The organism is Lipingzhangella rawalii (assembly GCF_031628175.1).
Classification (GTDB): domain Bacteria; phylum Actinomycetota; class Actinomycetes; order Streptosporangiales; family Streptosporangiaceae; genus Lipingzhangella_A; species Lipingzhangella_A rawalii.
The window spans coordinates 190,964-209,419 of record NZ_JAVLVT010000001.1 but is presented as its reverse complement, the minus strand read 5'-3'; the positions used below and the strand labels follow the sequence as shown (position 1 = coordinate 209,419).

Genomic DNA, 18,456 nt, shown 5'->3' with positions numbered 1-18,456 from the left:
GGTATCTCGACCCATTGTGCCCTGCCCTTCGAGGCATGGTCGGTCCTGTTGACTTTAGTTTGTTTACTGACCAAACTAATTTAGTCACACGTCCACCCACACGGGAGCAGGGAGCTGATCGTGCCTAAAGTGCCGCTCGTCGCAGGGATCGACTCGTCCACGCAGTCCACGAAGATCGTCGTGTGTCACGCCGGGGACGGGACTCTGGTCCGCCAGGCCCAAGCCCCCCACCCCGACGGAACCGAGATCCATCCTGACACCTGGTGGCAGGCCCTCACGCAGGCATGCGCGGGGGGTCTCCTCGAGGATGTTGCGGCGATCTCCGTCGCTGCACAGCAGCACGGCATGATCGTGCTGGACGAGGACGACCGGGTGATACGACCGTCCCTGCTGTGGAACGACACCCGGTCCGCCCAAGCTACGGAGGAGCTGATCGCCGAGCTGGGCGGCCCCGCGATGTGGGCGGAAGCGGTGGGGAGTGTTCCCGCCCCGAGTTTCACGGTGACCAAGCTGCGCTGGCTCGCCGACACCGAACCCGAACACGCGCGGCGTGCCCAGACGGTGCTGTTGCCGCACGACTGGATCACGAAACAGTTCACGGGTGTGGCGGTAACCGACCGGGGGGACGCTTCCGGGACCGGCTATTACTCCGCCAGCGAAGGATACCGTCCCGACCTGATACGCATGGCCTTCGGGCGAGAACTGTCCGTTCCCCGCGTTGCGGCACCGTCCGAGTCCCTACCGCGTCGACACCACCGAGACCTGTTCCCCGGTGACCTGGTGGCGGCTGGCACCGGAGACAACATGGCCGCCGCCCTGGCGGTCGATCCGCAGCCCGGAGACATCGTGGTATCGATCGGCACCTCCGGGACGGCGTTCGCGGCCACCGGGGCTGTGCCGTCCGACCCCTCCGGAACGATCGCCGGATTCGCCGACGCGACCGGCCAGTACCTGCCACTGGTGTGCACCCTCAACGCCGCCCGGGTCCCGGAGGTGGCCAGTGCGCTCCTGGGAACACGCCGTGCGGAGTTCGACCGCCTGGCTCTCCAGGCGAAGCCGGGAGCACAGGGACTGACCCTGCTGCCGTATCTGGCGGGTGAGCGCACGCCCAACCTTCCGCAGGCAACCGGGCATCTCGCGGGTGTGACCACAGACAACCTCACACCCCAGAACCTGGCCCGGGCCTTCTGTGAAGGAATGCTCTGTGGGCTCGCCGACGCCGTGGACGCCCTCGGCGACCACGGAGTTCCGGTGGAACGGATCCTGCTCATCGGTGGTGGGGCACGCTCCGTCGCACTCCGCACCATCGCGCCGCAGATCCTGCAACGGCCGGTGCTGGTCCCCGAGGACCGCGAGTACGTCGCCGTCGGCGCCGCCCGCCAGGCGGCCTGGGCATTGGCGGGCTCAGATCGCCCCCCGGACTGGGGAAGCATTCGTGGGGCCGAGGTCCACGAGGCCGATCCCCTCCCCCACATCCGCGAACGCTATGCCGCAACCCGAGCGTCCGTGACGTTCGCCAACAGGTAATCGAACAGGAGAGGACACAACGGTGGCTGACTACACCCCAACCCCACAGGACAAGTTCACCTTCGGGCTGTGGACCGTGGGCTGGCAGGGCGTAAACACCTTCGGCTCGGCGGTACGCCCCGCCTTCGACCCGGTGGATACCGTGCACCGCCTGGCTGACCTCGGCGCATACGGGGTCACCTTCCACGACGACGACCTCCTGGACCCGCAGGCGGATCAGGCCACGCACTCCGCCACACTGAAACGGTTCCGTTCGGCCCTGTCGGACACGGGCCTGTCGGTGCCCATGGTGACGACCAACCTTTTCACCGACCCGGTGTTTCGCGCCGGCGGCTTCACCTCCAACAGTCGGGATGTGCGTCGTCACGCACTACGTAAGGTGCTGGACAATATCGACCGAGCCGCCGAGCTCGGTGCGCACACCTACGTGTGTTGGGGAGGCCAGGACGGCGCCGAGACCGAGGCCGGGACCGACACGCGCCAGGCGCTGTCCCGGCTCGCCGAGGCGTTCAACACGCTGTGCGCCTATGTGCGGGACCAGGGCCTGAACCTGCGGTTCGCTCTGGAGCCCAAACCCAATGAGCCGCGGGGCGACATTCTGCTTCCGACGGTGGGGCACGCCCTGGCGTTCATCACCGAACTGGACCACCCGGAGATGGTGGGCCTCAACCCGGAGGTCGGGCACGAGGAGATGGCCGGCCTGAACGCCGTCCATGGGGTCGCGCAGGCGCTGTGGCACGGAAAGTTGTTCCACATCGACCTGAACGGCCAGCGTGGGGTCAAGTTCGACCAGGACCTGCGGTTCGGAGCTGGTGACGTCAAGGAGGCGTTCTTCCTGGTGGACCTACTGGAGAGCTCCGGCTACACCGGGCCGCGCCACTTCGACTTCAAACCGCCCCGCACGGAGGACGTCACCGGGGCGTGGACCTCGGCCGCCGCGTGCATGCGCAACTACCTGATCCTGCGGGAACGGGCCGCCGCATTCCGCGCCGACCCCGAGGTCCGACAGGCACTGGCCGATGCCCGCGTGGACGAGCTGGCGGAGCCCACGCTGGCCTCCGGGGAGGACGTGGCCTCGCTCCGCTCCGAGAGCCTGGATCTGGCCACCGTGCGCGAGCGCGGCTACCACATGGAGCATCTGGATCAGCTGGCCCTGGAGCACCTGTTCGGAGTGCGCTAGCAACGGACGGCCGCCACACACTGCGGGGCACGTGCCGGAACGCCCGGCACGTGCCCCGCAGTTATCGTGCCCCCGCCCAGAGCGGGAACACGAGGCGATGACGCGTTACTTGCCCATTCCGGCAGCAGCGAGACCGTTGAGGAGCTGACGCCGCCCGAACAGGTACAGGGCGAAGATCGGCAGCAACGAGAGCACAACCGCCGCCATCAGCCCGGGCACATCGGTGGTGTACTGACTCTGGAACTCCCACAATGCCATCGGTAGCACCCGCACCTCGGGGCTCTGGGTGAGAACCAGCGGGAAGATGAAGTTATTCCAGGCCTGGAGTCCCACGAAGATCGTCACGGTCACGATGCCCGGGCGTGCGAGCGGCACCACCATGTACAGAAAGACCTGCCAGGTCCGGGCGCCGTCGATGGCCATGGCCTCGTAGAGGTCCCCCGGAACGTCACGCAGCGAACTCGTCAACACCAGGATCGAGATCGGCAGCGTGAAGGCCGCGGTGGGCAGAATGATCCCCGCCAGGGAGTCATAGAGGTTCATCCGGGTGATGATCAGGTACACCGGAATGATGACGGCCTGGGCCGGGATAGCGAGTCCCAGGAGGAAGAGAACGAAACCCACCCGTACGAACCGACTGTGGCTACGTACGATGGCGAAGGCCCCGGGTAGGGCCACGGCAAGCACCAGAAGGATGGCGCTGGCCGCGACGATGAGACTGTTGACCAGATAGCGTAGGAACCCCGCCTCGAAGACGGTGCGGTAGTTCTCCAGGGTCACCGCGTCCGGGAAGGACAGCGGCCCGTCCGCGAGGTACCCCCCTGAGGGGCGCAGGCTGGTCACGACCAACAGGTACAGCGGAACGGCTACCATCACCAGCCAGAACAGCGCGAACAGGCCCATGGGCACGTTGGGCCCGCGACGCAGGGGGCGCAGACGCCACGGGCGTGGCCGTGTGCGCGCCGGTGCGGGGGCTGTCTCGGCCCCAGGGGTGGATGTGCTGGTTGATGTGCTGGTTACTGTCACTGGGCTCCCTCCCGCTGACTGCGCATCCGGGAGTAACCGGACAGCCACACCGTCACCATCGCCATACTGAAGCCGAGTACGACCAGGAGTACCGCGATCGCGCTCGCGTAGCCCATGTCGAAGGCGCGGAAGCCCTCGAAGTACATGACGAGGGGCAGGATGCGGGTGGACACTCCCGGGCCGCCACCCGTGATCAGGAACACCGTCTCGAAGTAGGTCATCGCCCCCACGATCATGAGCACCGAGGAGGCGATGATCGTGTGCCGTAGCTGGGGAATGGTGATGAACAGGAACTGGTGTAGCCGCCCTGCACCGTCGATCTCGGAGGCCTCGTAGAGGCTTCGCGGGATCTGTCGTGCGGCCGACTGGTAGAGCAGCATGTGGAACGGTAGCCACTGCCAGAGAGTGACCAGCACGATCACGTACAGCGCGAGGGAACTGTCGCCCACGAAGTTGCCGTCCGGAACCCCCACGAACGGGCCGATGTCCGCCGCCAGGCCGAAGTTGGGGTCCAACAGCGACAACCACAGCAGTGCGATTGCCGCTCCGGAAAGCAAGAGGGGCAGGAAGTACACCGCGCTGACCACCGCGCGTATGCGTTGGGGACCCGCTGCCCACACACCGAAGAGCAAGGCCATCGGGGTCTGCGTGGCCCAGCACAATGCCGTCAGCACCAGGGTGAGCTTCAGACCGTTGGTCACCCCGTCGTCGGAGGCCATCTCGGCCCAGTTCTCCAGCCCCACCCAGGTGGGTTCGCCGAGGCCCCGCCACTCGGTGAAACTGAGGTAGACGACCCCGAGTACCGGCCCCAGACCGAAGAGCCCGAAGAACAACAGGGCCGGAACGATCCACACGATTCCGGGGCGCTCGGAACGCTGGGGGCGACGCAGCCCGCCGCGCGGCCGGCCGCCCCCGTCAGCCGGCCGCGGGCCGGTGCGTGCACCGGCCCGCGGCGTCGTTGTTGCCGTGTCTTCTGTGGCGTGCATCAAGATTCGTCATCCATATCGGCAACGAACTCCTCGGGCGTCATGTCCCCCTCGAACACGAGGGAGAAGTTGGTGAGCATGGTCTCTGCCTCCGAGGGGTCCAGGTCCTGGTCCCAGGCGGGAGTGAAGTGCTCGGACTCCTCAGTCAGGTCGTAGAGCCAGGTGGTGAACTCGGCCCGCTCGCTGTCGGCAAGGTCGTCCTCGATGCCCTCGATCGGCGGCACGGCTCCGCTGTCGATCAGGCCCTGTACGTACTCGTCCGAGGCCATGGAATCGATCAGCCAGTCCATCGCGACCTCGGGATGGTCCGTCTCGGCGTGTACCGAGAAGTAGTTCGTGGGTGGCCCCACGACGGCGCTGGGGTCGCCCTGGCCGGATTCCACTTCGGGGAAGGCGAACCAGCCGAGGTCTCCGGACTCGTAGAACTCCGGCGCATTGGCCTCGACGTCCTGCACCATCCAGGGCCCCATCAGGATCATGGCGGCCTCGCCCTCGGCGAGCAGGGTGGTGGCCTGCCCACCGTCCCAGTCCACGGCCGCAAAGTCGCTGCCGAAGGCGCCCTCGTCCACGAGGTCCTGGGAGCGTTCGAGTGCTTCGATAACCGCGGGGTCATCCCACGCCCCGTCCGCACCACGGGAGATGTCCGCGTAGACCTCGGCACCCCCGACTCGATCCACCAGATAGGACACCCACATCAGCAGCGTCCAGGAAGCCGCCCCCGGCAGGACAACGGGCGTAACCTCCTCGCCTTGGAAGACCTCGACCAGGTCCAGCAGCTCGGCGTAGGTCTCGGGCGGTTCCGCCCCTGCCTCGTCGAACACCTCCTGGTTGTAGAAGAAGGAGACGGGCTGGGTTCCCTGCATCGGCACCCCGTACACGGAACCGTCGAGCTCGGCGACCTCCAGCACACTGGGCAGGAAGGCGTCTCGGAACTCGGGGTTGTCGTCGAGGTCGGCCGTCATGTCGTAGACCTGGCCGGCGTCGACGTACTGGCCGAGGTTGCCCCCGCCCCAGTTGAAGAAGATGTCGGGGCGCTCCGGCGAGCCCATCGCCACCTGGAGGCGCTCCTTGTAGGGGTCGTTCTGGATCGTGACGAGCTCCAGTTCTACGTCACTGCCGGCGTTGAAGTCCGCTATGGACTCCTCCAGCAGCGGATTGAGGACCTCGTCCTCGACCGCCCAGACCTGGAGCGTGTCGTCGGCTCCCGGGCCGGACTGTCCACACGCGGTCGCCATCAGCAGGGCTCCGGCCGAAGCGGCCGCGACAACTCTGTGCTGGGGGAAATGCTGTCTCATGGGTTGGACACCGCCCTCGGAGTGTTTCCGAAATATTTCCGAACATCTTGACGTGGCAGGCTAGACCGAACCCCGTGTGACCGTCAATACATCCGGTGGCATGGATCACTGTACTCGCTGGCCATGCTCGGAACCAGCACCGACAACATCCAGCTACCTGCACAGACCCAGGACGAACACTCGAACCGCCATGGGTTGACGAGCATAGCCATGGCGCCATACTTTCCGGAAAGCAATCGATAGTTTTTCGAACGATCGAGATCGTGTCCACGGCTGCGCCGGACCGATCGCCACGAGGTAAGGACGGATCGTGAGCGCCCCAGCTGGAAACCACGCCCCCACTTCCCCCACCGCCGCGGACCTGCCCCCGTGGAGCGATCCCGAGCATTCACCCGAGGAGCGGGTTGAGGCGCTCCTGGCGGCGATGACCCCTCAGGAGAAGGTGGCACAACTATCCGGTGTTTGGCTCGGCGCCAGCGACGTGACCGGCAACGTGGCTCCGTTCCAACGGGAAATGGCCGACGAGAACTTCGAATGGTCGGACTGGGTCACCACCGGAGTGGGCCACATCACCCGCCCCTTCGGTTCCGCCCCGATCACCCCTACCGAGGGGGCGCGTCGCCTGCGGGACCTCCAGCACCAGGTGACATCCGCCAACCGATTCGCGATCCCGGCGCTGGCCCACGAGGAATGTCTCACCGGATGGACGACCTGGAAGGCCACGATCTTTCCCACCCCACTCGCCTGGGGGGCCACATTCGATCCGGACCTTGTATCCACGGTGGCGGAACAGATCGGCGCCAGTATGTATGCGATGGGTGTACACCAGGGGCTCGCCCCGGTCCTGGACGTCACCCGAGATCTGCGCTGGGGCCGCACAGAGGAGACCATCGGCGAGGACCCCTACCTGGTCGGAACCATCGGAACCGCCTACGTACAAGGGCTGCAACACTCCGGTGTCCACGCCACCCTGAAACACTTCGCCGGATACTCGGCAGCGCGGTCGGCACGCAACTTTGGTCCTGTATCCATCGGACCCCGGGAATTCGCCGAACTACTCTTGCCTTTCGAGATGGCGATCCGCGACGGTAAGGCCCGTTCGGTCATGGCCTCCTACACCGCGGTGGACGGAGTGCCCTCCCATGCGGACACCAGCCTCCTCACCGACCTCCTGCGACAGACGTGGGGGTTTGACGGCGTGGTCGTCGCCGACTATTTCGGGGTCAGTTTCCTGCAAACCCTCCACCAGGTTGCCGAGGGACGTACCCAGGCGGCACGGCACGCACTCGAAGCCGGCCTCGACATCGAGCTTCCCATGGTCAACTGCTTCGGGCCGCCCCTGCTGAGTGCCGTGGAAGCAGGGAAGGTGGACACGGAGACACTGAACCGGGCCGCGCGCCGGGTTCTCCACCAGAAGTGTCAACTCGGGCTCCTCGACCACGACTGGACCCCCACACCCCCCGGGCTGGCCCCGAGGGACTCGGAGTCCGCCCGCGAACCGGACCTGGATCCACCCGCGGCACGGACGCTGGCGCGACGAACCGCCGAGGAGTCGGTGATCCTCCTCGCCAACGACGGCCACCTCCCCCTGGACGCCAGTGCGCGAATCGCGCTTGTCGGCCCGCTCGCCGACGATCCCAACGGGATGCTGGGCTGCTACACATTCCCGCGGCACGTCGGCCAACACCACCCCGAGCTTCCCCTCGGGGTCGCCATACCCACGCTCACCGAAGCACTTCGCGCAGAGCTCCCCACCGCCCAGATCACTCATGCGGTGGGCTGCACCGTGTCCGGAGACGACGTCACCGACATTCCCGCCGCCGTGCGTACCTGTCAGGAGGCCGACGTCTGCGTCGCTGTCCTGGGAGACCTCTCCGGCCTCTTCGGGGGCGGCACGTCCGGCGAGGGATGCGACGCCACCGACCTGGACCTTCCGGGCCAACAGGGCGAACTTCTCCAGGCTCTCCTGGACACCGGCGTCCCGGTCGTCGCGGTCGTACTGTCTGGTCGCCCCTACGCCCTGGGCACGGCCCAGCACACTCCAGCGGCCGTGGTTCAAGCCTTTTTCCCGGGCCAGGAGGGTGCGGCCGCGGTGGCCGGAGTCCTCACCGGCCGGGTCAACCCCTCCGGGCGACTCCCGGTCAGCGTCCCCGCACGTGGCGACGTACAGCCCAGCCCGCACACAGTGCCACGACTGGGACATGTCAGCGATGTCAGCAGTGTGGATCCGACGCCCCGATACCCCTTCGGCCACGGCCTGTCCTACACCGAGTTCACCTGGAGCGACATCCGGATCAACGACGTGGCCGCCGACCCCACCGCCCCCCAGCCCCTGTCCCCGGATGCTACAACCGAGCTATCGGTGCGGGTCGGCAACTCGGGAAACCGCCACGGCACGGAGGTCGTGCAGCTGTACGCGCACCGACCAGTCGCCGAGGCAACCCAGCCAGAAGCTCGCCTCATCGGCTACACGCGGGTGGAGCTCGCTCCCGGACAGCAGCGGTGCGTGCGGTTCCGGGTTCCGGCCGGGGTGCTGGCGATCGCCGACCGGTGTGGCCAGTGGATCCACGCCCCCGGACCGGCGGAGCTACGGATTGCGGCATCCAGCACCGACATTCGCGGGCAGGTCCCCGTCACCCTGGAGGGCCCTCGCGGCCCACTGCCGCCCGACCGCCCCCTGCGCACGTACGCCGAGGTCCACTGACCCGTGGCTCAGTTCGGCGCCGGGGCGGTGGAGTCACGCACCACCAGCTCCGTCGACAGCTCCATGCGCGCCGGAACGTCGGGCTGAGCCCCCCGGGCCAGGGCGAGCACACTGCGCGCCGCAATCGCCCCCATCTCGCTCAGCGGCTGCCGGACCGTGGTCAACGGCGGGGAGGCCCACTGCGCCTGCGGGAGATCGTCGAAACCCACCACACTGACGTCATCGGGAACCTGGAGACCGCGCCTACGCAGGGCCTCGTACACCCCGAAGGCCATCTGGTCACTGCCCACCACGATTCCGGTGGGATGCCTGCCGGCCGCCAACAGCGCCTGCCCGCAGGAAAAACCGGATTCGTGGGAGAAGTCGCCCTGCTGCACGAGGTCCTCGTCCCAGTCGAGCCCGGCCCGTTCGAGGGCCGCACGGAACCCGTCGAGTCGAGCCCGACTGCACATCAACCGGGCGGGCCCCGCGACACAGCCGAGCCGCTCGTGCCCCAGCGACAGAAGGTGTGTCGTCGCCGCCATGCCCCCAGCCCAGTTGGTGGCCCCGATCGTACGCACGTCGCCCTCGGCACCCCCTGTGGGGTCAACGACCACCAGCGGCACATCCAGCCGTTGCAACTCCACCTGGATCCCACCAGCCACCTCGGAGTTGACGACCACAACCCCGTCGCTGGTGCGGCCCCGCAGGTTACGCAGCCATTGCTGGGTCGCCGTGGCGTCACCGTGGACCGCGGACACCACGGTTCCCACACCACCCTCCTGGGCCGCCATCTCCGCGCCCCGGATGATCTCGACCGCCCACGGGCTGTCCAGGTCATTGAACACCAGGTCGATCAGTCCGGCTTCGGAACGGGCCGGAGCGCCCCGACGCCGATACCCGTGCCGGCGAAGCAACTCGTCGACGCGCTCACGCGTCCCCGGCGCCACGTCGGAACGCCCGTTGAGGACGCGGGACACCGTCGGTATCGAGACGCCCGCTTCCCGGGCGATCGTGGAGATCGTGACCCGGCGTCCGTCGCTCCCGTTCACACACACCTCCGTTGAGCCTGGCCTCCCCAAGTCTAGGCAGTCCCGGGATGTGCAGAACCGCAGTCGTTGTCAACAGCCGCGAACCCAGCACGGTGCATCCGTCGGTCCGGTCGCGGCCCGCGGCAAGGCCTGGGAACAGCGGTCAGGTCAACCACGGCCCGCAGCCGCGTCGTAGAGTTTGGTCCAGGTGTGCAACTTGACGCGTGGCCCGCGGTGCAGCGCGGCACCCAACCGTGCCTCCGCGGCCTCAATGGCCTGCCAGTCCTCGTAGAGCACCTGGTTGGCGTCCGAATCCGCGAGGATCTCCTCGAGCGAGCCACGTTCGCCACGGGCGGCGCGCAGGATGGGGGCGTCATCCAGCAGGGAACGCACCGTCGCAGCGGCATCCGACTTGTTGGTGCCGATGACGCCGCTCGCACCGCGCTTGATCCAGCCGGCAACATAGTCGCCGCGCCGCACCGTCCCCTCCGTGTCCAGCACCCGCCCCGCGTCATGGGGCACCGTACGGGTCCGCGAGTCGAACGGCACCCCCGGCAGCGCAACCCCCAGGTAGCCGACCGACCGCACCACCATCCCCACATCGAGACGTTCCCGTTGCCCCGTCCCGACCAGATCGCCCTGCTCGTCCAAATCGGTCGCTTCCAGGTCCAGCCCCGCGACACGATCCGGACCAACGATGGCCACCGGTCGGCGCCAGAACCGCAGCTCGACCGTGCGTCCCTCTGCCGCCCGGGACCGTTGGGCCCAGTCGTTGAGATATCGCAGATTGGTGCGCGCGGCGCGAGCGGCGTTGCGCATCACCTCGGAGTTGGGGTCAATATCGACCTCGGCGGGATTCACCACCACGTTGGCCCCGGGCAGCTCGCCAAGATCCCGCAGTTCGGGCGCAGTGAACTTGGCCTGGACCGGTCCACGCCGGGCCAGAATGTGGATGCGGCGCACCTTGCTTGCGGCGAGAACGTCCAACATCGGTTGCGGAATATCCGTATGCCGTAGCTCATCCGCCGTCTTGGCCAGGATCCGAGCGACATCCAGAGCAACGTTGCCCGCACCGACGACAGCGACCTCCTCGACGTCCAAGCGAAACTGCTCAGGGTCGATATCCGGATGGCCACTGTAGGCGTTGACGAAGTCCGTGGCGGCAACACTTCCGGGAAGGTCCTCCCCGGGAATCTCCAGCCGGCGGTCCACGCTGGCGCCGGTTGCATATACCACGGCGTCGTAGACCCGCGCGAGGTCCGACCGGGTTACGTGCCTGCCGAACTCCACTCCGCCGACGAACCGCACATTGGGCTGTTCCAACATGTCGCGCAGCGCGCTGGCCACCCCCTTGATCTTCGTGTGGTCAGGAGCGACGCCGTAACGTACGAGCCCGTAGGGGGTGGGGAGCCGATCCAGGACATCAACGGCGACCGGTTCTCGGTCCTGGTTCACCAGGGCCCCGGCGGTGTAGATGCCGGCGGGCCCCGATCCGATGACCGCAACACGCAGCGGATCCGATGTCGAGTCGTGGGTGGGGGTGGATGTGGTACTCGTCATGTGCGGTGTCCGCCTCGGATCGGGGTTAACGGGCAGGCTGCTGGTCCTCCAGAGAGGGAGTCGCGTGGCTGGCGACAATCTCGGTGAGCCGCCGCGCCAGGTGCTGGGCGTCCAGCCCCAACTCCGACAACAGCTCGCCGCGGGCGCCGTGTTCCAGGAACTCCTGGGGCACCCCGAAGGTCTGCACCGGAACCTGGGCCCCGTGGTCCCGTAGCGCTCGAGCCATGGCGTCCCCCACACCACCGGCACGCCCGTTGTCCTCCACCACCGCGACAAGGCGATGCCGAGCCGCCGCCGCGACCAGTTCGCCGTCCAGCGGCTTGACCCAGCGCGGATCGACCACAGTGACCGGAATGCCCTGCGCGGCCATACGGTCGGCCACGTCGCAGCACGACTCAGCCATGGCGCCGACCGCGACGAGCAGCACGGTCTCGCTCTCGGCTGGGACCCGCTCCACGGCGGAATCGTCGACAGTCCCAGAATCGCTCGGTTCTTCCTGCCGGGCCAGGCGTTCCCTCGGGGCGGCCCGCAGGACGTCCGCGGTCCCGATCCGGCCCACGGCGGGCAGCTCCGCCCCCACCTGGCCCGTGGGATACCGCAGTACCGTGGGGCCGTCGTCGACGGCCACAGCCTCGCGCAACAGCTCCCGGAGCCGCGCCTCATCCCGCGGCACCGCGACGGCGAGCCCCGGAACAAGCTGGAGCAGCGAGAGATCCCACATGCCGTGGTGGCTGGGTCCGTCCGGACCGGTCACCCCGGAGCGGTCCAATACGAGGGTGACCGGCTGCCGGTGGAGAGCAACATCCATCAGCAACTGGTCGAAGGCGCGGTTCAGAAAGGTCGCGTACACCGCGAAGACCGGATGCATACCCCCCATGGCCAGCCCTGCGGCGGAGGTCGCCGCGTGCTGTTCCGCGATCCCCACATCGAAGATCCGCTCCGGGTAGGCCTCCGCGAATTTCGAGAGACCGGTCGGGTGCAGCATCGCCGCGGTGATGCCCACCACGTCGCTGCGCTCCGCGCCGATGCGCACGATTTCTTCCCCGAAAACCGCCGTCCACTTCGGGCGGGACGGAGCTGATCCCGCCGGCTTGGCCGGAGCTGCGCGTACCGCGTGGAACTGGTCCTCTTCGTGATTCTCCGCCGGAGCGTGGCCCTTGCCTTTTTGGGTCAGGCAGTGCACGATCACCGGACCACCGAAGGACCGTGCCCGGCGGAGCGCGCTCTCCACCGCCGAGGGGTCGTGGCCGTCGATCGGCCCCATGTACTTGAGCCCCAGGTCCTCGAACATGCACTGGGGTTGGATGGCGTCCTTGAGCCCCTTCTTGATGCCGTGCAACGCGTCGTACAGAGGCTGACCGACCAACGGGGTGCGGTTGAGGGTGGACTTCACCAGTTCCAGCACCTGTTCGTAGCCCTGAGTCATCCGCACTGTGGCCAGGTGATCGGCAAGCCCACCGATCGTCGGGGAGTAGGAGCGCCCATTGTCGTTGACCACCACAACGATTCGTCGACGCTGCTCGGCTGCCCCCGCAGCGATGTTGTTGAGGGCCTCCCAGGCCATGCCTCCGGTCAACGCACCGTCCCCGATGACCGCGACAGCGGTGGAGTCCTCGCGCCCCTGGAGGGCATTCGCTTTGGCATAACCGTCGGCGTAGGACAGCGCGGTGGAGGCATGCGAGTTCTCCACATGGTCGTGCTGGGACTCGGCGCGGGAGGGATACCCGGAGAGTCCATGGCGCTGGCGCAGATCGTGGAACTCCTGTCGGCCGGTCAGCAACTTGTGCACGTAGGACTGGTGCCCGGTGTCGAAGAAGATGGGGTCATTGGGCGAGTCGAAGACACGGTGTAGGGCGATGGTCAGTTCGACAACGCCGAGATTCGGCCCGAGGTGTCCACCGGTACGGGTGACCTCCCGGACGAGGAACTCCCGAATCTCCTCGGCCAGCTGGGGGATCTGGTCGGCGCGAAGGCGCTTGAGGTCGTCCGGATTGTCGATCGACTCGAGCAAGGTCACTCTGGTCAGTCCCCTCGTCAGCGGTCACAGTCTCCCGGCAGCCACTGCGCCGGCTCTGTGGCGGCCAGTATCCCCACGTCACGGGCTACGGCTGCCGACAAGTCCCGAGTCTACGTAACCCGCCGGGATGCCGTGGTGCCTTCCCCATCCGGTCCGGGGCGCACAGACGCAGCCGCGGATCCCGCCCCGTACGCCGCTGACCCCCGGATCCAGTTCCGCATCCGGTCCAGCTCCCCCGCAATGCGCTGGAGGGGCCACTGTGCGTTCAGTCCACTCGGATTGGGCAACACCCACACCGGGATCGCTTCCAGTGTGGCTGACTGTGGCCCGATCACCGCCGACGGGACCCGAAACGCGGTGCGATAGGCGGTGACACCCAGAACCGCGAGACAGCCGGGCCGATGCTCGCGCAGGAGCGCGGCCAGCCGGCGGCCACCCTCCTCCAGTTCGTGCGGGCCGAGCTCATCGGCACGCGCAGTTGCCCGTGCCACCAGGTTTGTGATGCCCAGTCCCCATTCCGTCAGCCGCTGCTGCTCGGCGGGAGCAAGCTGGTGGGGCGTCAACCCTGCCTGGTACAACGCCGGCCAGAAGCGGTTTCCGGGCCGGGCGAAATGGTGCCCGGTGTAGGCGGAGTACAGGCTGGGGTTGATCCCGCAGAACAGGATCTCGAGGCCCGTCCCCACAACGTCGGGAATGGTTCGTCCCCGGACCGCGGCCAGCTGGTCCCTCGTTGGAGTAGCCATAACCGCGAGCGTAGCCCGCCTGCGGGCATAAGCATCCTGGTGACGTGGCGCCGGGCGCTGGTGGAGTCTCACCACACACCCTGCCCCACCAGCACGATCCCGGACACGGTGACCACGGTGAGCAGACACCGCCGGAGCATCCCCCCGTCCACGTGTCGGCGCACGGGGCCGGCGAGGACAAAACCGACCAGAACGAAGGGGGCCAGGGCCAGGCCGAAGGCTACCTGCCGGGCGGGTAGCTGGTTTCCGATCACCAGCGCGATCAGGGACAGGGCCACACCAATCAGGAAGTACATGCCCAAGGTGGCTCGCACCCGGGGGCCGCTCTCGTTCTGGTAGGCCAGCGCCATCGGGGGGCCGCCCATCGAGGTGGCGGTGCCCGCCATGCCGGAGGCGAGCCCGGCCAGGCTGAGGGTCAGGGGTGTGGTCCGTACCCGCACGGCGCTTGCGGTCACCGCGACGGCAACGAGCACCATCACCCCCACACCCAATGCGAGATGCTTCGGGGTGACCAGGGCGACGATCCACACTCCGGCCACGGTCCCGAGTATGCGTGCGGGCATGGACCAACCGATCCCCCGCCAATCCACGGTGTGGCTCGCCGGCCCTTCGGCCCGAACGGTGAGCACCGGCAGCACAATCGCGGCGATCAACATGGCACCGGGCATGAGCGTGGGATCCAGCAGGGCAACCACCGGAGCCGCAACCAGGCCCAGGCCAATCCCCACACCGCTCTGCACCACCGATCCGGCGAGCACCGCAGTTCCGGCCAGCAGAAGAATGGACACATCGGTCATAGCGAATCGACGCTACCCGCAGCCGCTCCCATCGAGGCATGGAGGTCGCCCGGATCGGCGAATCCTCCAAGCGACGCCGAGGGTGAACCGGACCGGCCCCGGGGGTGAACGTCATGGTTCGGCTCCACGAAATCCCCGTAACGGCGGGTGTGACGGCCCAGAACACCCAACGGAAGCGGGCTAGGGTCCAGGTACCGACGCACCATCGGCAGGCGGCCACAGGGACGCCCGGGCCACGGTGCTGATCCGGGCTCGTGCCCATGCCCACACGTCGGGTCCGATCCCGACCCGGCCCACCACTGATGTACAGCTTCCCATGCCGCAGAAACACGAACAGTTCGCCCCGCGTCGTCCCGAACCGTCGACGGGTCCCATCGGACCAAGGAAACCCACGGGGTCACGGGGCCACCTACCGGAGATCGAGGGCCTGCGGGGCCTCGCCGTTGCGCTCGTGGTGATCTACCACATCTGGTTCAATCGCGTGTCCGGCGGCGTGGATGTCTTCTTCCTCTTGTCCGGGCTCCTGATCACGTGGTCTCTGACCGCACGGCTGGTTCGGCCACACCTGCGCGAGGCCCCCGCATGGCTCGGGACCCACTGCGCACGCCTTTCCCGCCGGGTCGTTCCCCCCGCCCTGTTCGTGTTGGTTGGCATCGGCGCAGCAACCGTTCTGTGGCTGCCCCAGGTCCGCTGGCCCAGCGTACAGTCCGAACTCACCGCCGCGGCGCTGTTTGTCCAGAACTGGCACCTGGCCGGCAACGCCGTGGACTATCTGGCCGCGCAGAACGCGGCCGGCCCGGCACAGCACTATTGGTCTCTGGCCGTCCAGATGCAGTTCTACCTGCTATGGCCACTCGTGATCCTGGGACTCGCAGTCCTCGCCCACCACCGCGGCTGGTCCCAGCGATCCACGCTTCTCTGCGGCTTCACAGTGGTGGCCGGTGCATCGTTGGCGTACTCAATCGCAGCCACCGTCCAGCATCCCCAGCCGACGTATTTCAACACACTGGCCCGACTGTGGGAATTCGCTCTTGGGGGGCTGCTCGCCCTGGCCCTGCCCTCGCTACGCCCGAGCCGGCATATCCGCCTACTTCTGGGGTGGCTGGGCCTTGTGGCACTCGTGACCTGCGGAGTCATTATCACCACCGCGGACGGTCATCCAGGCCAGTTCCCCGGCTACGCAGCCCTGTGGCCCACACTCGCAGCCGCGTCTCTGATCGTGTGCTCCGCAGCCGGTCCCCCCACCCGTGTCGGAGCGGACCGGCTGCTCCGCATCCCTGCGTTGCGGTGGTTGGGGAGATACTCGTTCTCCCTCTACCTGTGGCACTGGCCCCTGCTGGTGTGTTACCTCGCAGTGACCGGGCGGACGGTACCGACCCTGGGCGGCGGCGCGCTCGTCGTACTCGCGTCCCTCACCCTGGCGGTCGGGACACACTGGCTGCTGGAGCACCGACTTCCGGCCTCGGGTCTGGGCCAGCACAGCACACATGGTGGCCTGGCCCTGGGCGCCGCCTTCTTGGTCCCGGTCCTCACCGCCACCGGCGCATGGGGCTCAGTGCTCCACACGTACCAGCACGGCGAACATCAGGACATCAGCACGACGGGAAGCGAGGACTATCCCGGTGCCGCAGCGCTGACACAGCCCCCCGAACCTGACGTTCCGTACCGCCCCACCGCCCTCGAGGCCCGCGGGGACCTCCCGGTCGTCTACGAGACGGGATGCCACCAGGACCAGGCCAGCACGGAGGCACACAGCTGCACCTTCGGTGCCTCCATGGAACACGCCGATCGGACCGTGGCCCTGGTGGGTGGTTCACATGCCGCACACTGGCTGCCCGCGCTACGGTTGCTGGCCGAGGAGCACAGCTGGCGAGTGGTGTCCATGACCAAATCTGCCTGCCTGTTCAGTGCGGAGCAACAGCAGCTCGACGGCGCTCCCTACACCGCATGTCACGCTTGGAACGACGATGCCCTACAGCGTCTGGCCGTACTCGACCCAGATGCGGTGTTCACAACGGCGACCCGGATCGGTGGTGGCCGGGAGTACACCCCCGATGGTTATCTCCGTCACTGGCGCCACCTGAGCCGATTGGGCATCGATGTGATCGCCGTCCGGGACACCCCGTGGCCGATGGTGGACGTACCGGAGTGCGTGGAGACCCACGGACGCGACGCAGTTCGGTGCGGCCGGAGCAGGGCGGACATGTACCCGAGTGGCCCGCCCGACGTGGCCCAACGCGAGGACCTTCCGGATTCGGTGACCATTGTCGACCTTACTGACCGGATATGTACACCAGACCACTGTCCCGCCGTTGTCGGCAATATCCTCGTCTACCGCGACAACTCCCACCTCACGGCGAGCTATGCGCGCACACTCGCTCACTATCTACACGATCAGTTGCAGCCACTGCACTGACTCGCCGACTGGCCCGTTTGTCAACCAGCCTTTCCCCGCCATTCACCCGGCATTCTGACCAGGGCCGTCAGGCCGATTTTCGAGCGTCTCCGTCGCAAACGAAGAAGCAACGAAGAAGCGGGGTGACGGTACCCGCCACCCCGCGATGAGCCTGGAGAACTACTCCTCGTCGTCCAAGGCGTCGTCCTCGTCGTCGAGGGCGTCGTCCTCGTCATCCATGCCGTCGTCGACGTCCTCGACCTCGTCGTTGTCCGTCGCGTCGTCAACCTCGTCACAGGCAACGAGCGGGAAGGCGGCAACGGCGGCGATCGCACCGGCGGCGGTCAGCCGGCGCAGTGTCGGCAGCGTCTGGTCACTCATGATCGGTATCTCCATAACGCTCGGTCGGTCTCTTCGCGTCCGGCGATGGGGCGCCCCATCGCCGCACGGACGGCCAAACGGCCCTGGGTGGGGCGGTCCGCCTCGGTGTCGCGACGAACGGTTACGGATTCCCGTTCCGCGCCGCGTACTGTCCGGTCACACCGAAACGGCCACGAGCCCGCACCTGGAGCTGATGCGTCCACTTATAGCTTCCCATCTTTCTGGCGAAGACGCCAGACGTCGTGCTCCATTTTTCGGACGACATCGGATACAAATACGATCGATCACCATTGTTGCGACCCTTCCCTGACCGCAACAACTCTGCGAAGTATCGGAGTCACGGTCAGACCTTCAGTCACCGCGATTAGTGGGAGCCGGGTGACGCGGAGGCACATCCCGTCACCGAATGACACGACCATCTCCCCAAGTCCCTGGTGCACCCCGTATCAGGGACTCAGTAGATCCCCCCATTCGTGCCCTCGTCCGAGTTCTCTTCGGTCTCGACATCGCCACCATCGGTTCCGGTCAGGTCGTCACAACCGGCTGCTCCGGCCAGGGTAAGAACGGCGACGCACCCAACGGCCGCGACATGCCACACCCACGCCGAGCCGGTGTGATTCACGTCTGGTCCACATCCCCCCACAGCGGACACCTCCTTGAACGGGCACCGGTGACACGCGCTGTCCTCCCGTCACTGTTCGGCCTACCCATAGCGCGTCGACGCAATCACATGGCATCTCACGGCCCGTTACTGCCGGTGCCAGGCATGGCTCGGCCCGGGCCGGGCAGAATGACACCTAGACACAGCCCGCAGCCAGCGGCCAACGTAAATACT

14 protein-coding genes are annotated in these 18,456 nt (G+C 67.3%); 4 read left to right on the top strand and 10 right to left on the bottom strand.

Annotated features, from left to right (window positions below):
* Positions 1 to 129: 129 nt before the first annotated feature.
* Positions 130 to 1,527 carry a xylulokinase gene (gene xylB / locus RIF23_RS00925; RefSeq protein WP_310911194.1) on the top strand — a complete coding sequence of 466 codons (1,398 nt, stop codon included), beginning with the start codon at positions 130 to 132 and terminating at the stop codon, positions 1,525 to 1,527.
* A gap of 22 nt (positions 1,528 to 1,549) precedes the next feature.
* Positions 1,550 to 2,707 (top strand): xylose isomerase, encoded by a 1,158-nt coding sequence (gene xylA, locus RIF23_RS00920; protein ID WP_310910360.1) that lies wholly within the window; start codon positions 1,550 to 1,552, stop codon positions 2,705 to 2,707.
* A gap of 105 nt (positions 2,708 to 2,812) precedes the next feature.
* On the opposite strand, the gene RIF23_RS00915 is transcribed toward xylA, so the two are convergent.
* The 3 genes from RIF23_RS00915 to RIF23_RS00905 form a co-directional block, all read right to left on the bottom strand.
* Positions 2,813 to 3,610, bottom strand: coding sequence for a carbohydrate ABC transporter permease (locus RIF23_RS00915; protein WP_310910359.1), 798 nt, complete (start codon positions 3,608 to 3,610; stop codon positions 2,813 to 2,815).
* Positions 3,611 to 3,729: 119 nt separating this feature from the next.
* On the bottom strand, positions 3,730 to 4,719 hold the full coding sequence (locus tag RIF23_RS00910) for a carbohydrate ABC transporter permease (RefSeq protein WP_310910358.1): 990 nt from the start codon (positions 4,717 to 4,719) through the stop codon (positions 3,730 to 3,732).
* Positions 4,719 to 6,014, bottom strand: a complete 1,296-nt coding sequence (locus RIF23_RS00905) for an ABC transporter substrate-binding protein (RefSeq protein WP_310910357.1) — start codon at positions 6,012 to 6,014, stop codon at positions 4,719 to 4,721. The genes RIF23_RS00910 and RIF23_RS00905 overlap by 1 nt, the downstream gene beginning before the upstream one ends.
* 310 nt (positions 6,015 to 6,324) lie before the next feature.
* Here RIF23_RS00905 and RIF23_RS00900 point away from each other — a divergent pair, with 310 nt between their 5' ends.
* Entirely contained in the window at positions 6,325 to 8,718 is a 2,394-nt protein-coding gene (locus tag RIF23_RS00900; RefSeq protein ID WP_310910356.1) for a glycoside hydrolase family 3 N-terminal domain-containing protein, read from the top strand.
* A gap of 8 nt (positions 8,719 to 8,726) precedes the next feature.
* Here the strand turns inward: RIF23_RS00900 and RIF23_RS00895 are convergent, their stop codons facing one another.
* The 5 genes from RIF23_RS00895 to RIF23_RS00875 form a co-directional block, all read right to left on the bottom strand.
* Positions 8,727 to 9,749: a LacI family DNA-binding transcriptional regulator gene (locus tag RIF23_RS00895; protein WP_310910355.1), complete on the bottom strand. Its 1,023-nt coding sequence runs from the start codon at positions 9,747 to 9,749 to the stop codon at positions 8,727 to 8,729.
* A 147-nt stretch (positions 9,750 to 9,896) separates the two neighbouring features.
* Positions 9,897 to 11,288, bottom strand: a complete 1,392-nt coding sequence (locus RIF23_RS00890; protein ID WP_310910354.1) for an FAD-dependent oxidoreductase — start codon at positions 11,286 to 11,288, stop codon at positions 9,897 to 9,899.
* Positions 11,289 to 11,313: 25 nt separating this feature from the next.
* On the bottom strand, positions 11,314 to 13,305 hold the full coding sequence (gene dxs / locus RIF23_RS00885; RefSeq protein ID WP_310910353.1) for a 1-deoxy-D-xylulose-5-phosphate synthase: 1,992 nt from the start codon (positions 13,303 to 13,305) through the stop codon (positions 11,314 to 11,316).
* 110 nt (positions 13,306 to 13,415) lie between these two features.
* Entirely contained in the window at positions 13,416 to 14,048 is a 633-nt protein-coding gene (gene mug, locus RIF23_RS00880) for a G/U mismatch-specific DNA glycosylase (protein ID WP_310910352.1), read from the bottom strand.
* A 68-nt stretch (positions 14,049 to 14,116) separates the two neighbouring features.
* Positions 14,117 to 14,845 carry a sulfite exporter TauE/SafE family protein gene (locus tag RIF23_RS00875; protein WP_310910351.1) on the bottom strand — a complete coding sequence of 243 codons (729 nt, stop codon included), beginning with the start codon at positions 14,843 to 14,845 and terminating at the stop codon, positions 14,117 to 14,119.
* A gap of 316 nt (positions 14,846 to 15,161) precedes the next feature.
* Here RIF23_RS00875 and RIF23_RS00870 point away from each other — a divergent pair, with 316 nt between their 5' ends.
* A complete protein-coding gene (locus RIF23_RS00870; protein WP_310910350.1) occupies positions 15,162 to 17,261 on the top strand; it encodes an acyltransferase family protein in 2,100 nt (699 codons plus the stop codon).
* A 159-nt stretch (positions 17,262 to 17,420) separates the two neighbouring features.
* Here the strand turns inward: RIF23_RS00870 and RIF23_RS00865 are convergent, their stop codons facing one another.
* Together RIF23_RS00865 and RIF23_RS00860 are read right to left on the bottom strand one after the other, a co-directional pair.
* Entirely contained in the window at positions 17,421 to 17,621 is a 201-nt protein-coding gene (locus tag RIF23_RS00865; RefSeq protein WP_310910349.1) for a DNA primase, read from the bottom strand.
* 454 nt (positions 17,622 to 18,075) lie between these two features.
* On the bottom strand, positions 18,076 to 18,243 hold the full coding sequence (locus RIF23_RS00860) for a hypothetical protein (RefSeq protein WP_310910348.1): 168 nt from the start codon (positions 18,241 to 18,243) through the stop codon (positions 18,076 to 18,078).
* Between the last annotated feature and the right edge of the window lie 213 nt (positions 18,244 to 18,456).

Excerpts from the sequence above, each read along its gene's own strand:
- RIF23_RS00910 (WP_310910358.1), bottom strand. The coding sequence starts at position 4,719 with ATGCACGCCACAGAAGACACGGCAACAACGACGCCGCGGGCCGGTGCA.
- RIF23_RS00915 (WP_310910359.1), bottom strand. The coding sequence starts at position 3,610 with ATGGGCCTGTTCGCGCTGTTCTGGCTGGTGATGGTAGCCGTTCCGCTG.
- RIF23_RS00905 (WP_310910357.1), bottom strand. The coding sequence starts at position 6,014 with ATGAGACAGCATTTCCCCCAGCACAGAGTTGTCGCGGCCGCTTCGGCC.
- RIF23_RS00870 (WP_310910350.1), top strand. The coding sequence starts at position 15,162 with ATGCCGCAGAAACACGAACAGTTCGCCCCGCGTCGTCCCGAACCGTCG.
- RIF23_RS00875 (WP_310910351.1), bottom strand. The coding sequence starts at position 14,845 with ATGACCGATGTGTCCATTCTTCTGCTGGCCGGAACTGCGGTGCTCGCC.
- RIF23_RS00890 (WP_310910354.1), bottom strand. The coding sequence starts at position 11,288 with ATGACGAGTACCACATCCACCCCCACCCACGACTCGACATCGGATCCG.
- mug (WP_310910352.1), bottom strand. The coding sequence starts at position 14,048 with ATGGCTACTCCAACGAGGGACCAGCTGGCCGCGGTCCGGGGACGAACC.
- RIF23_RS00865 (WP_310910349.1), bottom strand. The coding sequence starts at position 17,621 with ATGAGTGACCAGACGCTGCCGACACTGCGCCGGCTGACCGCCGCCGGT.